The organism is Bacteroides intestinalis (assembly GCF_003464595.1).
GTDB classification, from domain to species: domain Bacteria; phylum Bacteroidota; class Bacteroidia; order Bacteroidales; family Bacteroidaceae; genus Bacteroides; species Bacteroides intestinalis_A.
Genome location: NZ_QRZF01000017.1, coordinates 56084 through 74117 on the forward strand (window position 1 = coordinate 56084; position 18034 = coordinate 74117).

12 protein-coding genes and 1 pseudogene are annotated in these 18034 nt (G+C 42.2%); 3 read left to right on the forward strand and 10 right to left on the reverse strand.

Going from position 1 to position 18034, the window contains the following annotated elements; genetic code table 11:
- Positions 1-67 precede the first annotated feature (67 nt).
- The 3 genes from DWW10_RS19370 to DWW10_RS19380 all read right to left on the reverse strand — a co-directional run bounded on the left by DWW10_RS19370 (position 68) and on the right by DWW10_RS19380 (position 3052).
- Positions 68-739 (reverse strand): flavodoxin, encoded by a 672-nt coding sequence (locus DWW10_RS19370; RefSeq protein WP_118422118.1) that lies wholly within the window; start codon positions 737-739, stop codon positions 68-70.
- A gap of 10 nt (positions 740-749) precedes the next feature.
- A complete protein-coding gene (locus DWW10_RS19375; RefSeq protein WP_118422149.1) occupies positions 750-2441 on the reverse strand; it encodes an alpha/beta fold hydrolase in 1692 nt (563 codons plus the stop codon).
- Between the two features lie 125 nt (positions 2442-2566).
- Positions 2567-3052, reverse strand: a complete 486-nt coding sequence (locus DWW10_RS19380; protein ID WP_182021473.1) for a transcriptional regulator — start codon at positions 3050-3052, stop codon at positions 2567-2569.
- A gap of 187 nt (positions 3053-3239) precedes the next feature.
- On the opposite strand from DWW10_RS19380, the gene DWW10_RS19385 reads away from it, so the two are divergent.
- The 3 genes and pseudogenes from DWW10_RS19385 (at position 3240) to DWW10_RS19395 (ending at position 6547) form a co-directional block, all read left to right on the forward strand.
- Complete coding sequence (locus DWW10_RS19385) at positions 3240-4136, forward strand: helix-turn-helix domain-containing protein (RefSeq protein WP_118422150.1); 897 nt, start codon at positions 3240-3242, stop codon at positions 4134-4136.
- Between the two features lie 195 nt (positions 4137-4331).
- A complete protein-coding gene (locus tag DWW10_RS19390) occupies positions 4332-5060 on the forward strand; it encodes a nitroreductase family protein (RefSeq protein ID WP_022392317.1) in 729 nt (242 codons plus the stop codon).
- 264 nt (positions 5061-5324) lie between these two features.
- Positions 5325-6547: pseudogene (locus tag DWW10_RS19395) on the forward strand (site-specific integrase).
- A 777-nt stretch (positions 6548-7324) separates the two neighbouring features.
- On the opposite strand, the gene DWW10_RS19400 reads toward DWW10_RS19395, so the two are convergent.
- The 7 genes from DWW10_RS19400 to DWW10_RS19430 all read right to left on the reverse strand — a co-directional run bounded on the left by DWW10_RS19400 (position 7325) and on the right by DWW10_RS19430 (position 17712).
- Positions 7325-8335: a virulence RhuM family protein gene (locus DWW10_RS19400; protein WP_118422120.1), complete on the reverse strand. Its 1011-nt coding sequence runs from the start codon at positions 8333-8335 to the stop codon at positions 7325-7327.
- Positions 8336-8357: 22 nt separating this feature from the next.
- On the reverse strand, positions 8358-8888 hold the full coding sequence (locus DWW10_RS19405; protein ID WP_118422121.1) for a hypothetical protein: 531 nt from the start codon (positions 8886-8888) through the stop codon (positions 8358-8360).
- Positions 8889-8921: 33 nt separating this feature from the next.
- The gene (locus DWW10_RS19410; protein WP_118422151.1) at positions 8922-9329 is read right to left on the reverse strand and encodes a hypothetical protein; all 408 of its coding nucleotides are present in this window, start codon (positions 9327-9329) and stop codon (positions 8922-8924) included.
- Between the two features lie 105 nt (positions 9330-9434).
- Positions 9435-12179 carry a DEAD/DEAH box helicase family protein gene (locus tag DWW10_RS19415; RefSeq protein WP_182021475.1) on the reverse strand — a complete coding sequence of 915 codons (2745 nt, stop codon included), beginning with the start codon at positions 12177-12179 and terminating at the stop codon, positions 9435-9437.
- Positions 12172-13962, reverse strand: a complete 1791-nt coding sequence (locus DWW10_RS19420; protein ID WP_118422123.1) for a site-specific DNA-methyltransferase — start codon at positions 13960-13962, stop codon at positions 12172-12174. Before DWW10_RS19420 ends, DWW10_RS19415 begins: the two co-directional genes overlap by 8 nt.
- 1 nt (position 13963) lies before the next feature.
- Complete coding sequence (locus tag DWW10_RS19425; RefSeq protein WP_147350478.1) at positions 13964-14797, reverse strand: hypothetical protein; 834 nt, start codon at positions 14795-14797, stop codon at positions 13964-13966.
- A complete protein-coding gene (locus DWW10_RS19430) occupies positions 14794-17712 on the reverse strand; it encodes an SNF2-related protein (RefSeq protein WP_220395701.1) in 2919 nt (972 codons plus the stop codon). Before DWW10_RS19430 ends, DWW10_RS19425 begins: the two co-directional genes overlap by 4 nt.
- Positions 17713-18034 lie beyond the last annotated feature (322 nt).

Consider the following 18034-nt stretch of genomic DNA (forward strand, 5'->3'; position numbering starts at 1 on the left):
AGGATATCAAAACCGGAGTCCGTACATGAAGATTTCCTTTTTTCATCTTTTCCTTATTTTATGTTTTTTATTTGATGATTCCGATTCTCCGAAGCCAAGCCTCCGTGTCATTAGCACTGCCTGGCATATCAATACCTGCATCGTCGGGCGGGCCGGGAGTAGTAATGTCATCCGGATTGAGGTCTTCGGGAAGCGTTTTCGGAATATGCTTTGACTCAGGGGTTACTTTATAAATCTTCTGCATTGATTCGTTTAAATAGGTTGTAGCTCCATAAGTGAAGAACGGGATAACAACCTTATCTTTCAGATCGTATGCTTCGAGGAATGTGCAAACCACCATAGCAGGCTGATGCCACCAGCAAGGTGAGCCAACGAAAATCGTATCATATTGCGCGATAATTTCTTTATCGGGTAGGTTTTCCACTCCGGGACGCAGGTCGTTGTAAGCCTCATTCTGAATACGGTCGCTGTCATCGTATGGATTTTCGGCATACGGATCGGCCGCCTCAATGCGATATATGTCAGCACCGGTAAGTTCCACAATTCGTTCGGCTACGGCTTGCGTGTGCCCCTGCGCGGAGAAGTAGGCTACGAGAGTTTTACTGTTACCGGACGGATTGTCAGGATCATCGGGAGTTGTCGACTGTTCCGTCTGCGATGCAGGAGTGTCATCTGAAGAACAAGCTGCCATAGTCGTCAGCGGAAGGAACAAAAATGGAATAAAAAATAATTTTCTCATATTCAAATGGTTATTTAAGATGTTGTTTAAAGAATGTGTCCAGTTTGGGCAGCGTGATTTTCAGATACTCCGGCTGGTCGTACAAATCTACGTGTGTTGCTCCGGGTACGACAAACAGCTCTTTCGGTTCGACTGCTTTTGCGTATGCGTCTTCCGAGAAGTAAGCTGATACAGCGTTTTCTCCCACGATGAAGAGTACCGGTCGTGGCGATATGGTCTCGATCTGTGCGAACGGGAAGAAGTTCATCATCGGTGCAAGACTCGTGTAGGAGTAATAGCCCGTAGAATTGGGATGCTGGCCACGCTCCGGATTGTCATAGTAATCGAGGAAGTCAATGGCAAACTTCGGTGTGTTTTCATCTACTTTTTCGGGTAGCGCACGGATATCCTTACGTGCAACTCCGCCATATTCCGCCGTGCGCTGGCGACCGATCTCATCGAGAATTGCCATACGTTGTTCATACGTCTGGGAATCGCCCACACCCTGACGGCGGGCACGTCCCATGTCGTACATACTGATCGTTGCCAACGCCTTGATGCGATGGTCTATCTGCGCTGCGCTGACGGAATAACATCCTCCGCCACAGATACCAATGACACCAATCTTATCGGCATCAACAGCCGGATGGTTCGTGAGGAAGTCGACCGCTGCACTGAAATCTTCCACCCGCACCTCGGGCGACTCGATACGACGCGGATAACCGCCGCTCTCACCATAATAGGAAGCATCAAAAGCCAATGTCACATAACCGAATTCTGCCAACTTACGGGCATGTAGTCCCGAAGTCTGTTCCTTGACACCACCGAAAGGATGACCGACGATGATGGCAGCATATTTCTTTGCAGGGTCGTAGTTTGCAGGGAAATAAAGATCGCCAACCACATCAATAAGGAAACGGTTGTGGAACGTTACCTTCTGCTTCTTTACGCCATTCTCCACTGCCACGGCCAGGGCTTGGGAATCAGCGATTACTCCTTTACTTTGTAGCAATTCGTTCAATATTAGTTTGCCGGCATCAGCCTCGCTGCGACCGATGTTTTTTTCGATGATGGCCATCACACCACGTAATTCATCCGGTGTTACGCCCACATTCAGTGCGATACCCATGTGCCCTTTTAGCATCGGCTCTACGCCTTTGCCCAAAGAGGCGATCACGGCAACGGTCACCAGTTCCCGTTCGGCGTATGTCAGGACATCCCGCTCAAAAAGGTCAGCAAAGAGGTGCTCTTTCAGGAATACTTCGATTTCCGGAGCCAGTACAGCATAATTGGCTTTCGGCGCATCTGCCGGAGCACCCGAAATTTCGGCAAGAATATCACGTCCGCGTTCGTACTTGCTGCGGGTATCAGTTATCGGCGATGCTTCACGACCCCGGTTATCCTCGATACCTTTCGCTTTCCGTTCATCGAGTACCACAACAAGGGTTTGTAGTCCGCGCAAGGCACGCGGGAAACCGCAATAGGCGTAGGCGTGTACCATCACTTCCTTGAGTTCACCCACGGTCATTCCGTCATTTAATCCGTCGATAAGGACAGGTTTCAGTTTATCGAGGTCTCCCTTACCCGTAAGGGTGGCGACCTCTGCAATGTGTTTCCGTTTACTGTTCATAACTTGTTCCATTTTTGGGTTTTGGGCGGCTGCGATTCCATATCCGAAAAGGATACAGATCAGCGTCATCCTAATTCTCGTTTTTATTTCCATAATCTCTATCATTTTATATTTCCTGTTTTTATCTGATGCAAAATTAGGCTGGAATTTTCGCTTCGACCGGTCATGAATTACGGTTTGAAGGATAATTTTTACGGATTTGCTGCATCTTCTTTATTTTATTGACTGCAAAAGCGTACGCAGTAGTTAAGTAGCAATTCGATGTGTGAGGCGATGATCGATGCACTATAACGGTCGATGGCATGGTGCAACTCTTCGCCAATCTCCCGCAGGTTATCGGTTATGATTTGTTGTTCATGTTCTGTCAGCACACCCCGGCAACGGCAGCGTTTCGGATAGGTTTCGATACGGTTTTCAAGCGATGTGTCGCACAACAGGTCGGGATGGAAAAGCACACCCGAATAGTAGTCGGCATGCCGGTGTTGCTTCGAGGGTATCTCGACCACCTCACCGGGATAAATCAGCCGTAACCATTCCTTTTCCGACGCTTTGCTCTGCTTCGGAGAGTTGTAGTACAGTAACCCATAAAAATCACACACTATCCGAATATCCTCACTCAAATTCGTTTTCGACAGATCAATCATGCAAATCTGCGGATGCAGCGTTTCATGTCCCGTCAATTTATTGAACATATCAATAGTCATAAGTCCGGAATTATTTATTTGTATCACTGTTCTTTTTTTCTATTTATTTTTCCATGATGCAAAATTACGGGCTATCCGAAAGTTCCATAGGGTATAAATTACGGTTTCACGGATAATTATTACAGGTTGAAACAGATCGCCCGAAGATATTTTATATATTTGCGTAAAAACAATGAAATCCACTGTTATGGAGAAGATTATAAAGCTGAATACGATCAAGGATTACAATGATTTTCTGGGTATAGAAACTCCCCATCCGTTGGTAAGCGTAATCGACGCTTCCAAAATCAAATCGTTGCGCCATGTCTGCAAAAACATTGGCTTCTATGTCATTTATCTGAAGGACATCAAGTGCGCCGATGTGATAAAGTATGGCCGTAAATTCTATGATTTTCAGGAAGAGACACTGGTATTCGCCGCTCCGGGACAGATCATTGGCAATGACGATACAGGAGAGTCATTCCAGCCCAAAGGTTGGTGGCTGACATTTCAGCCCGAATTGTTACACGGTACACCGCTTGGCCGCCACATGCAGGATTACACGTTCTTTTCCTATGCCGTTAATGAAGCTTTGCATCTCTCTAAGCAGGAACGGCAGACTGTGATAGATTGTATGATGAAAATCGACGAGGAGATCAAGGGAGCAACGGACAAACACAGCAAGCTGATTATCGCTTCGGCCATCGAATTGCTGTTAAACTACTGCATCCGTTTCTATGACCGGCAGTTCATAACCCGTAAAAAGGAGAACAAAGATGCACTTAGTTCTTTCGAAGCGTTGCTGAACGACTATTTCACGTCGGACAAACCCTCGAAATTCGGTACGCCAACCGTGGCTTATTGTGCAGACCAACTGCATCTGTCTGCAAATTATTTTGGAGATCTGATTAAGAAGGAGACTGGTTCTTCTGCACAGGAATATATTCTGATAAAAACAATGGATGCGGCAAAAGAATTGCTTGCCGACCCGAACAAATCAGTCAGTGATGTAGCCTACGCTTTGGGATATCAATATCCACAATATTTCAGTAAAGCGTTTAAGCGTATTATAGGATGTTCACCGAATGAATATAGGACATCGTAATTAAATATCTCATCACGAATTAGTGATATACAGCACATCGATCATTCTGATTACACGAAAAGTCCGGTTAGTTGAGGAACAATTAGCTTATGGGGCTGTTTTAATCTTATACTAAGATAGAATTAATTCTATGAATATTCTGAAGATTTTTAGCTCTAAGGAAAAGTATAATAGTATTATAACATTTACAGCATTATGAATTTAGACGAAGTCCTCCATTATCGTCGCTCTGTGCGAGCGTATGACAGAACAAAACTGATAGATCCGGAAAGAATAAAACATTATCTGGAATTGGCAACATTAGCTCCCAACAGCTCGGATATGCAGTTGTGGGAGTTTTATCATATCACTCAGCCCGAATTGCTGGCAAAGGTTTCAAGAGCCTGTCTCGATCAGAAAGCCACTTCTACAGCTTCACAAATAGTTGTTTTCGTGGTGCGGCGTGATTGGTACAGGAAACATGCGCGGTTTGTACTTGACTTCGAGCGGGAGAATATCCGGCGTTACAGTCCGAAAGAGCGTCAGGCCAAACGCATCAAAGACCGGGAATTATACTATGGCAAATTGATGCCGTTTGTTTATGCCCGTTTCTTTGGAATTTTGGGATTATTCAGAAAACTACTGGTTAACATCATCAGCATTTTCCGCCCGATGATGCTCGAAGTCTCCGAAAATGATATGCGCGTGACTGCCCATAAATCTTGTGCACTCGCTGCCCAAACGTTTATGATTGCTATGGCAAACGAAGGGTATGACACTTGTCCTCTGGAAGGTTTGGATAGCCGTCGGCTAAAAAGGATACTGAAATTGCCTCATGGTGCTGAAATAAATATGGTTATCCCCTGTGGAATACGGGACGGAAATAAAGGAATCTGGGGAGAACGGTGCAGAGTACCGTTTGATGAAGTTTATCGTAGAATTTAAAATAAACACATAATGAGAGGGTAAAAAAGAGCGAATCGTAGCAAACAGATTGAGAAATTGAATGTTACGCTATATTCTTCTCTTGATAAAATGGAAAGAAAGCGGTAATGTAGATAAATGGTGCAATATTTCAGTTACCATATCATTACTATATGATTGGGCTGAATTCAACTTGCAAGTACCTATTTGTCACCGTTTTGCATTACTATTCATAGTGTCAGATAACTCACTGGTAATTAATTTTGTAATCTAAAAACAGTGAGTGTGAGAAGTACCTTCAAGCTCCTCTTCTATGTGAAGAAAGGCAGTGAAAAACCGAACGGAAATCCTCCGTTGATGTGTCGTCTGACCATTGACGGCGAGATAAAACAGTTCAGTTGCAAGATGGACATCCCGCAGCATCTGTGGGATGTCAAATCAGGTAGAGCCAAAGGAAAAAGTGTCGAAGCAAAGAAAGTCAATGATGAAGTTGACAAAATCCGTGTGGATTTGAACCGACATTATCAGGAATTGATGCGTAATGACGGATATGTCACGGCAGCTAAGTTGAAAGACACCTATCTCGGTATCGGTATTAAACAGGAAACATTGCTAAAACTCTTTGAGCAACACAATGCTGAGTTTGCCAAGAAAGTCGGACATAGCAGAGCCAAAGGAACTTTTCAACGGTATATAACCGTCTGTAAGCATATACGGGAGTTCCTGCCCCATACATACAGGCGTGAGGATATTCCCCTCAAAGAGTTGAACCTCACGTTCATCAACGACTTCGAGTATTTCCTGCGCACGGTGAAGAAGTGCCGCACCAACACCATTTGGGGCTATATGATAGTGTTGAAGCACATCATTTCGATAGCGAGGAATGACGGCCGTCTGCCGTTCAATCCCTTTGCAGGGTATATCAACTCTCCCGAAAGTGGTATATCACAAAAGAGGAGATACATACTCTTATGAACACTGAAATGCCCGACAAGACCCACGAGCTTGTAAGGGACTTGTTTCTCTTTTCGGTGTTCACAGGGCTGGCGTATTCCGATGTGAAGAACTTAACCGCTGACAATTTATAAATATTCTTTGATGACAACCTTTGGATTATCACCCGAAGAAAGAAGACCAATACGGAATCAAACATTCGTCTGTTGGATGTTCCCAAGAAGATTATAGAGAAGTACGAAGGTATGACAAAAGATAACAAGGTGTTCCCGATGCCGAGCAATACGACCTGCAACAAAATACTGAAAGCCATAGCCGAATTGTGCGGTATAAAGACGCACTTGACATATCATCAAAGCCGCCATTCGGCAGCAACTACCATATTGTTATCCAACGGAGTACCTATTGAAACCGTTAGCCGTCTGTTAGGGCATACCAATATAAAGACCACCCAAATCTATGCGAAGATAACAGCCCAAAAGATAAGTCAGGATTTGGAAAAACTCTCCGGTAAATTGACAGACTTGGAAAAGGAAATTTGTAACTCCATTTAAAGAAATCTAACCGTTAGTCGCCTATTCCCTTTCAACGAAGTCTGTACAATGGACGATGACGGCAGCGGAAACAAGCGACTGACGGAAAAGTCGGATAAAATACCTAAAAAAAAACAGCATATAGAATGGGGTAAAAATCAACCACCTGTCTATCAAGCTGTTCTTAATTTTCTTGGGACGGATATTTTTTAGAAATACAATGAAATAGGCAGACGGCAAACTGCGCTCCCTCCAGAAAAGATTTTCTGTTGATTACCTCTCTTTGCCTTTTTAATATCGCTCCGTCTATCTTATTTCGATATTTCACGGAATTTGTGGCATCGTGCGTTTGGGAAGCCGTGCAATTCCGTTATTTTTTAGTCCTCTGTCATAGCGGATATTTCTGAATAAGTGTAGGAATGACTGAATGTGTGGATGAGTGAATGAGTGAATGACTGGTAGGATGACTGATAGAGTAGTCAGTTGGTTGGTAGGGTTACTGGTACAATCATCATATATGACCAATAAGCCAATATCTACCGGTCATAATTTTGTTTTGACTCGCTTTTTTTGGGGGGGAATTTTCATCATTTACCAAGCCTTGCTTTTATGTTCAAGCGAACATGGCAAGTTGTGTTTTGGGGCACCCGAAATATTTCCGGTGCCCCAAAACAATGGCGTAAAATCATTCCCTCCAAAGTCAGGAAACAACTGTATAAATAACCAACGAAATATAGTGTATGGTTCAAAAAAAAACTGTCCATCATTATAACTCCTCTTCCATTCATTAAAGCGATGTTACTGTTTTAGTTTTTTCTGTTCTTTTTCAAAATTCTCCAAGAAATGAATCTCGACAGGGGACAATTCGTATGCAGTTCTCTCCTTGAATTTATCATACTCTATGTCAGCTTTCTGCTTGGCAAGCTCGGCTGATATTCTGCCTGCATGAGTGAGAAGTTCTTTGCCGGAGAGTTTGAGAAAATCGTCCAATTTCTGAATCCAGTCTTTCATATACATTGGCTGATGCGACTTCGCTTGCAGTTCAGCAAATTCAAGATACAGGTTGACGATGCGGTTCAACGTGTCAAGCTCGTCTGCCGAAAGGTAGTTTTTGGCAATCTCGGCATCCGTGCGCTTTGGCAGTGCCCCCGTCCACGAAGTCAAACCCATAAAATCTTTTTCGGCATCGGCACGTTCATAGATTATTTCCGCAGCCGTATGTCCGTGGGCAGAAAAATGCATCTTGTTCTGCACAGTCTTGAAGAAAAGCTGTGTGCTTTCGGCGCGAGGGTCGTAGTCGATACTTAATGCGTAAATTTCAAGCACCTTCCGATAGAATACTTTTTCTGATGAACGTATGTCACGAATACGACTCAATAGTTCGTCGAAGTAATTGCCGCCTCCGGCACGTTTCAGCAAATCATCGTTTAAGGCAAATCCTTTCACTATATATTCACGAAGCACTTGTGTTGCCCAAATGCGGAACTGAACGCCTCGATGCGATTTTACACGATAACCTACGCTGATTATCATATCAAGGTTGTAGAAAGCTATGTTTCTTTCTACCTTACGGATTCCCTCATTTTGAACTGTTGCAAAAAATGCAACAGTTGAATCTGCTTGTAACTCACCCTCTTCAAATATATTTCTTATATGGCGTGAAATAGTGGACTTGTTCCGCTGGAACAACTCCGCCATTTGGTCTGTAGTGAGCCACACCGTATCGTTTGATAGGGTTACTTCTATCTTCGTTTGCCCATCCGGTGTTTGATAGAGAATGATGTTTCCTTTGTTCTGTTGTTCACTCATAACAAATCCTAATCTGTTTATATTAATCTTCCTTTATTTTTATCTTCACGCAGGTACGACCTTTAAGCCCGATAAATCCTTCCGACACTAATCTCATTGCAAGCTCTTTCGCATCGTCAATGTTGATGGCTGTCAGGCTAAGAGTCTCCTGTTCGCAAAGTTCTGTAACCACATTTGCAGAGTAGTTGTGTGTCGTATATAAATTCCTGTTATCTAAGGCTGTTTCGACCATACTCGAACTCCATGTAATTTTAGAGGCAGGAGCTTTGCGGATATTTTTCAGCATCTTTACTTTTACCTGTGTATCTGTTCCATCTTCGTTCACCTTTCTGAACCGCTTACATCCGCATGTACAACACCATATTGGCGGACGCCGAGGAATGTTGTTTCCACCCATAATGGCACTTTTGCGGTACTTCAGCAAAAACTCGCTTTCAGTCATATAGCCTGTTCCGTACACAATATCTATGACTTCGCTACCGCAAACCGGACATTTTGACAGCTTGCGTGTTACATTTATTATTCGAGAGCGTGTATCGTTGGGCATACTCATATTACTTGTTATTACTGGGTAGTTATATCTGTTTTATCGAAGCTGCTGAAAATATTGTTTCAAAAAAGCTTCCTGATGCTCATTAAGCTCTTTGAACTGGGCGTGTCGATTAATGCCAATTTCCTCAAGAGTATCTAATGATAATCTATTGCCTTCATACATTCCAGCTGTTGGGGTGAGTTTATAACAGTCATTGTCGGCTTTGAAAGGGGCAATCCAACATGAGCTATCTTCGCGAATACAACTTATATCTACGACTTCCAGACGATAACGTACCTGGTAATGCCCTTTACCAATCAGATATAAATAACATATATCTCCTACATTCAATTTTTTATTGCGAGCCTTTTTCCAGTAAGCACATCCTAATAACTGAATGCTCTTAACATGGTCAATCATGTTTTCTTTCCCTTTTAAAAGAAATATTCGTCTGGTTTTCATGACAATTCGTTTTTTACTGTTATAATTACTTCGCTTATATGTTTTATTAAGAAACAGCATTTTGAATTTAGGGATGAATAACATCCCTAAACTCGGGGTTGTTTCCTATGGAATGTAGTTGTGCTGAATAAGGTATTCAAAAGAATTGGTACGAGTAACGTGATCATGACGTAACATGATATAATGCCAAGGCTTGCCACTGTTGGCGGTTGTAAATTCGGTGGCACGCTCGCAATAGAGTTCTGCGGCAGCACGTTTGTCATTGACATCCTTATCGTCCACATTCTTTGAAGCCTTGGTTTCAATCATGTAGATTGCATCCTCGGTTTCCACGATAAAGTCAGGCTCATACTTCTTTGCCCCGTTGCCCCAGTAGATGCTGAATTGGTTAGGAGCAGGACGAAGCCATCGAAGCACTTTTCTGTCGGCTTCAAGCACATAAGCGAAATCTTGCTCGGTAGAACTATCAAACTTGTTTTCTGTGAAATAAGATTTGAGGAAGCCTGTAAAAATGTATTTCTTTACAACAGATTTAGACTCGATTATATCGCGGAAATCTCGTTTGCCGTAACCTGGAACTTCGGTCATATTCTGAGGGAGAATTTTGATGAATGGTAAAATCTTGGAGGCTTTGAATCCTGAAGACTGTATCTCGAAGTGCTGCATCACTTGATTGTATATTTTCTCGGCGATGTCATTTTTGTGTTGATGCACAATTGCAGCCACCACCTTATTATCGTGTCCGTATGAAGCGATGGTTTCTATGGCTTGATTGGCGAGATGATAAAGCAATTTGTTACATTTATCATAGTCAATATCATCATTGTTAATCAGTTCTCCAACGATAAGGTCGCGTGGTGAATTTATGAGCAAACCGCTCTCGGTACCGGCAAATGTTTCAACTGACTTGTCCTTTAATCCAACGCGGATAATCTCAGGATTGATATATGAATATTTGAAGCGATCAAGCGAAGTGTCAAGATTAAACCAGTTGTAAACAGCTTTTACCTCATCTTGTTGGATTGTTATGCGTGGGATAGGTATCACGTTTTCAACAAATTCGCTGATAACCACTTTCAGCACTTGCTTCACTTGTGCAATCTGTTCTTTGGCTTCCTCCTCGGCAAAAAGTGACCCTGAAGTTGCAGCATTCGACTTGATAAAAGCAACGGCTTCCTCTTCCACGCGCAAAGTTTCTTCGGGAGTGAGGAGCTGTTCTGTATTACTAATAGTAATGTTGTGAGTTTCAAGCACTGTCCAAACAGCACGGCGAGCATCGACGTTAGCCTGAATCTCTTTTTGCTTTTGGACGGTTGGTGCGGTTTCCGCCTGTTTGAGCAAATCTGTGATAGCGGTTTGCTGTACAGTCGGTGCTGTTACGATTTTAGTTCCTGGTACGACATCCTCATCTTTGTCAAGTACGATATAAGTAAGTTTTGACAATACAGAGTTGGGGTCATTTGCCTTAGCAATAACGGCTTCAAAGTTTTCGTGGGCTATAACTGTAAGTTTGTCAACTTCCGGGTCGCCGGTACGTTGACCACCGTATGGCAGGCGCAGACCACGACCGATTGACTGCTCGATGAGTATAGGCGCATCAGCGGCACGAAGCGGCACGATGGTGTAAAGATTGGTAACATCCCAACCCTCTTTCAGCATATTGACATGAACCACAATCTCTATTTTGTTGTCAGGCTTTTCGAGCGATACAAATTGCTGCTCTATTTCCTCTTGTTTTTTTGTGGAACTGTCTATCTGTAACACTTTACCTTGATAGCGACCTTCATAAAATCCCGAACTCTCCAAAAGTTCTACAGTTTCTTTTGCGTGTTGAATATTACGGCATACCACAAGAATAAAGGGCTTGACAAGTGGAACGTTGTGGTCAAGTGCATACTTCTCCAGATGAAGTTTTGCTTTTTCGTGAACAGAAACAGCATCTTCCAGTTTGATAGTATCAACCTCTGTGTCGCTCATATTGCCTTTGCTAAAATCTTTACGCTTGGCAACGGTCGGATTTTTCACATACTTGCCATCGGCAAGTGCCTGAGCAAGGTTATATTCATAGACGATATTTTTGAACAGTTTGCCCTTTTCGTCGGTTGGCGTAGCAGTCATTTCCAGACCGAGTACCGGGCGCAGTTCGTTGATAGCTTTCTTTGAGGCATCAGCGTGGTAGCGGTGTGCCTCGTCCATAAGGATAACGAGATCAGAAAGTCCGGCAAGATAGTCATAATATGACTGACCTATATATTCAGACAAACGGCGCATACGCGGAGCCTGGATTTCACCTCCTTTTTTGCTTGTTTTGTTCTCAGTATTAAACTTTGCAATATTGAAGATGTTAATTTCAATAGGTGCTTCCATTCCGGGAAACATCGGATGATTCATATTTTTACGATGTTTCTCGTAGTTGTCGCCAGTGACAACAACCGGAGCATTTGACACAAACTCAGCAATGCCTTTGAAAACATATTTTTCATAAGACTGATCGCTAAAGTCGCGTATCAGTTTCTCATAAAGCGTAAGGTTAGGAGCCAATACAAAGAAATGGCGAATACCTTTTGCAAGATACAGATATGCGATGCAAGCTCCCATAAGTCGGGTTTTCCCAATGCCGGTGGCAATGGAAAATGCGAAAGATGGAAATTCTCTCTCAAAATCCTTTACGTGAGGAAACTGTATCTTGACCTTGGCAAGTTCTTTTTTGAGGAAAGCTGCATTATCGGCATCTGCCGGTTGCTTTTCGAGTGAAAGCAAGTCGGTCAGATGCTCCACCACGTCCAATGCTTCTGCAAGTGGCTTGCGAAGCGAAAGGCGTTGTCGTATGTTGATTGCTATCTTATTCATCTTCAAACTCCTCTTCTGTGTCATCTATCTGCGGAGGGCAGACAATGTTTAAGTTATAATTGTCGCGGTCAAATTCGCAGCGTTTAAGCAACATCTGCGGTATCTTTTTGACCGAGATGTTCGCATGACGGTTACGTGCTTCTTTCTGACATGCAGTGCAGCAAATCAGAAGCGATTCTTCCTCAGCCATTGTTTCCTTGATGCGGTCAAGAGTTTCGGCAGTTAGGAATTGGGTGGTGGTAAAGATAAAATCCTGCTCTGTGCCGCGCCCTTGTTTCCAATAAGTGTTTTTGTCGGGACAGTAAGTGTATCCCTCCTGCATAGCCATAGCAGCGGCGAGTTGGTCAGCGTTGTATTCAGGATTGATTATATATTGTCCGAACTCATCCTCTTTCAAAAGGCTTGGTGCAAGTTCATAGAACTTAAATCCACCGCCTCCCTGCCAATTTTGCGATTTGGTGATACCGCCTTGGTCTTCGCCGTCAGTCACTTTCTTAAGGCGAGGGTGACAATGAGTATAAGCATGGTCGCCTAACTCAATTCCAATATATTTTCTTCCCATTTTATGGGCAACAGCAGCTGTTGTACCACTGCCGAGGAAACTATCGAGAATGATGTCGCCAGGTTGAGTACACATATCAAAAATTTGGCTAATCAGTTTCTCAGGTTTCTTACCCATAGGAAATTGAACCGAACCTTCTTTTGTGAGATTCTTCATCCATGCGTTCATGTCCCAATAGGTGCCTTGAAGATTCTTTTTATAGAGCTCTCCTTCAATAATTTCAGAGGTGTCTCTAAGCCAAACGAACAAATTGCAAACATCGTCTTTGTAGAATTGCTCGTAAATGATGCCTTTATTTTTGCCTGTTTTGGGAATATACTCAATGGATAAATACTCATTTTGTATATTATTATCCTTACGAAAATCAATTATACGAGTTCTAATGGAAGTTTGAGCGTTTGTAGTACGGAACACACTAACACTATATTTTTTATAGGCTTCCTTTTGACTGATACCATCACGTTTTGCTAATTGGCTAATTGAAGCGGTAACGACATTGATTCGTCGGAAGATTTTAATTTCATTACCGTCGCCATCAATAGTTGAACCGATATATTCTTTCTCGCCAGGATTTAAGAGAACTGAAGTATATTTCCAACTTTTACCCTCGTCAAGATATTGTTGTATAAGGTCAGACATTTCTATATACTCGTATGGTCCATTGAACAATGGAAGTTTGGAATAATCTTTCGCATATACCAAAATATACTCACAATTTTTCTTCATGCGCTTATCTTCTCCGCCACCAGATGCTCCGGCAATATTTTTCATATTGACAGAAACCATATTGATGAAATTAGATCTACCGAAAATTTCATCACAGAGTACTTTTAGATATGCTTGTTCGTCATCGTTTATCTGAATCCATATTGTGCCGTCTTCGCTTAAGAGTTGTCGAAGAAATTCAAGGCGAGGACGCATTAACCCTAACCAATATGAATGTTCTACCATATCATCGTAGTATGGAGTTGCAGCATTGGTATTATATGGAGGGTCGATGTATATACATGTTACTTCACCAGTGTACTGCTGGGTGAGCGAACGGAGGGCTAAAAGGTTGTCACCGTGAATCAGCATATTGCCATGCCAAGGCTTGCCACTTGGCAGTGTGGTTTCTTCCACAGTGCCATAGCTATATTTCGGATTCTCGATAAGGATACGTGGCTCCAGTGGTACCTGAGCATCATCTTTACCTATCCATGTTAATTCAAGTTTCTGCATATTATTGTTTTATTATTTTGCTAATTTTATCTTCTTCGTAATTAATTAGTTCAGATATGGCTTTTTGTAAGTTGGCGAAAGAAAACAACTCTGTACTCAGCATACGCTCATCTATAATATTCTTACGATTATCACAGATGTTGTAATTATAAAATTTGATTATTTCCCATATTCGCTTGGAAGTTGTTTGATATCCATTAATTTTTTCATTACGGTATTCTTCAGTGCCAGAAATGTAATTATCCTTAAGCATTTCAAAATTGCCATTATGAGAAGCTACCCCAGAAATAACCCAATCAAGATCTTCTAAAAGCGCTGAGTGTTCATCACTAAGTTGATGAATCTTGCTTAAAAGTGACATTTCCGCGTTGTCTAAGTTTTTCGGGAAAAGAATGAATAAGTTAAACGAAGCAACATTACTTTCGTCTATAAGACGTTTAAGTAATTGCTTAGTATTCACATAGTCTCTCTTAAATATAATATCATCAGCAATAACCAATAAATCGTTAAGATAAAATGATGTATAAAATTTACAGACTGCATCACGCAGTTTATCCAGCCATTGTATTTTTATTTGATATTCATGCAAACTATTGTTTTTTTCTTGGATTGCTAAATTTTCTTGATGATTATCCTGAGATTGTCTTTCCAATACATAAAGAGTAACACCAACCATTATAGCAGATCCATAAAATGAACCGAAAAATGATAACCATGCAGATTGATCAGCGACAATTTTACAAGGTGATGGACATATAATAATATAGTTAATCACTATAGGGGCGATTAAAAGAAGTAATATAATCCACCAATATTTTTTAAGAAAAGATTTCATACCAAGTTCCATTTAAGTGTAAATAATGCTTTTTGCTCCACTTTTTGGTTGAGCATCCGTTCTACAGACGAAAGCAGGTCTTCCTTGCGAGAATCGATTTCGTCTTGTGCCGAGAAAAGAGCGTTTCGCTTTTCGGCACGTTTCTTTTCAAGGTCTTTGATTTTGCGCTGCACTTCAACCTTTTCGGAAAGGGTGGCGAGCTTTTTCGACTGACCTTTGAGCAATTTGATTTCTGTATCAAGGTCGGTCAGTTCACGCTCCAAACTCATCTTCATATCTTCAGCCCAAAAATCGAGTTTATCCATTTCTTCTTCAAAGAAATTCTGATTGCGCAGGGCATTTTCTTCTATAATGTCGGCTCGTTGTCGGCTGATGATGCCGTCGCATTGCGAAGTGATATCGGCAGGATGAAAAACCTGTTCTATTTGCTCGGTGGCTTGTAACTCAAACAAGTGCTCGGCGACATCGGGGAATACTTCATTACCATTTTCATCGAAGCAGGCAATGAGTAGCCGGTCTTCCTGCTCAAAAGAGTCTATTGAGAGTTTTTCGACATGAAGCCAACCTGACTTACCGATAAACTGTTCAAGAAGCGAAACCTTAACCGGAGTATGGGTGTAGTCAAAGACTACCTCATGACACGGGAGTTCTGCATCGATATTCTCGTCAATAATCTGTCGTGCGAGCGGATGGCCGATACGGTAAACTTGGGCATGTTTCGGTAGAGCCAGCTGACTGCGGCGAGTGTTGGTGTCGGTATTGACGAGGCAATACTGACCTTCAAAGCCGCTGAGGTCTGTATCAAACAAGTGGAATGATGAATTGGCTTCATCAAAATGGGCGTGGTTTCTCAGGGCATAACGAGTGAGAAGCCATAGAGCCTTGTTGAATTTTGTAAGACTTGCAGCACTCTCCTTGAAGTTTATACGCAGTTTTTGTGCCACCTCATCGTCAAAATTTTCAAGTAGGGTACTTCGGGCTGCAAGCATATTGTCGGAAATTTCCTCATGAAATTCGGCTTGTAGTGCATCAAAAGCCTCTTTTATTTGTTGCGGAGTGCGGCAAGTGTTGTAAATATCACTAATTCGTTTCTCGAAATCGATACCGTTGCCGATAGAACCAAGTACCTCATCACTCGCTCCGAAAATGCCATCGAATAATTGGAATTTTTCGGAGAGTAGCTGGTAAACGCGTACATCTGCTTCGTTCTTTACATTGAGGAAATTGATAACCACGACATCGAATTGCTGACCGTAGCGATGACAACGACCGATGCGCTGCTCTATACGTTGTGGGTTCCAAGGCATATCGTAGTTTACCATGAGGGAGCAGAATTGCAGGTTAATGCCTTCAGCGGCAGCTTCAGTAGCAATCATTATGGTGGCTTCCTCACGGAAGTAATCTACAATGGCAGCACGGCGGTCTGCCGTAGCTGAATCAGTAATCTTGTCACTTCCCTTGTGCCTGTCAAGCCATGCACGGTAAATATCTGTGCTTTGCTTGTCGGTATTTGTGCCATTGAAGCGTACAACCTTACCTTTGTAACCTTTCTGTTCAAGGAGTTCGTATAAGTATTCTTGTGTACGACGAGACTCTGTAAAGATAAGTGCTTTCTGGTTTGCGCCAAGTTCTTTTAACTTCTCAAAGCCTTTGTCAAGAGCCTTGAAAAGGTGCTCGGCTTTACTGTTTCGCTTAATTTTGAAAGCGAGGTCGCGAAAGGCTTCAAGTTCACTTATTTCTTTTTTGATACCATCTATATCGGATGGATGGAGATACTCTTCTTTACCTTCAGAAGCTTCATCAGTATCGTCAGCTTCTTCATCGTCAATCCATTCGTCTTCATTGATTCCGCCTTCAAAATTGTATGGTTCGACATCAGATGTTTCGAGTTGGGGTTGTTTAGCAAGTTTTGCTTCTAGCCTTGCTATCAGTGAGCATAGCGTTCCGTAGATTGCGTATGTAGAAGATGCAAGAAGTTTGCGGAGTATCAACGACATCAACATACGCTGACTATTAGGAAGTGCGTATAGGTGAGGTCGTTGCAGATAGTCTGAAACCATTTCATAGAGGGCTTCCTCATCCTTATATGGTGAAAACTCCTCTAATATGGCAATGCGTTTGGTATATTTGATATATTCAAGCACTTGCCGACGAAGTGTACGCTTGCACACCGATTCCAATCGCTTACGTAAAGTTAAAAAATCCGCTTCGCTGTTTGGATGTCCGAACTGGCTTTTGAAACTCTTGATGTCACCGAAAACAAAATCATCGACAATCGACACAAGCCCGAAAAGCTCTAATATGGAGTTTTGCAAGGGCGTAGCGGTCATAAGAATTTTTTTACGGTCGACAAGAGATTTCTTGATTGTATGGGCAATTACATTTGTCGGTTTATAAACATTACGCAAGCGGTGAGCCTCGTCGATTACAACAAGATGCCACTGTGTTTGCTTGATATATGGTGCTTTTTGTTTGGCAAACTGAAACGAACAAATAACAATACGTTCCTGATTGAACGGATTAAGGTTGCCCTGTTCGATTTGTTCATTGAAAGATTTCTTTTCAAGAATGATTGAGGGCAGGAAGAATTTCTCCTGAAGCTCGCTGCTCCATTGCTTACGGAGGTTTGCCGGACAGATAATAAGTAGGCGGCGTTTATGTTCAGCCCAATTTTGTGAAAGTATAATTCCTGCTTCAATAGTCTTGCCGAGACCAACTTCATCAGCAAGGATAGCACCTTTGGAAAGTGGTGACTGAAAAGCGAAAAGAGCGGCTTCAATCTGATGGGGCGTTAGGTCAACTTGTGCATCTTGTAAAGACGCAGTAAGTTTTGTCAAGTCATTTGCAGGTAAACGCCTTGACAAATAGTTGGCAAAATACTTTGCCTGATATGCCGTTATATTCTGTTCTGTCACTTTTACTTAAAGCAAAAACTCCTCCGCTATCCCTGCAAGGCAGACCAAAGCCTACGGATAAGTGAAGGAGTTTTATATATGACGTTTATTTATTTCTTTACTCTCAGGTCATTTGCAGTTCCATATCAACTGCAAAGATACAATTTTTTGTTGATTTAACCTTGTGGAAAAGAAAGGAAAACGCAAGAAAAAACAACTATGTGCATTATATGCAATTTTCAAGCAAAAATTCTATCGGTTTTCTTATGATACTGTCGAACTAATTATCACTTGACTTTATATTTCAAAACCTCTGTACCATTTCCTTGATTTCTTACACTAC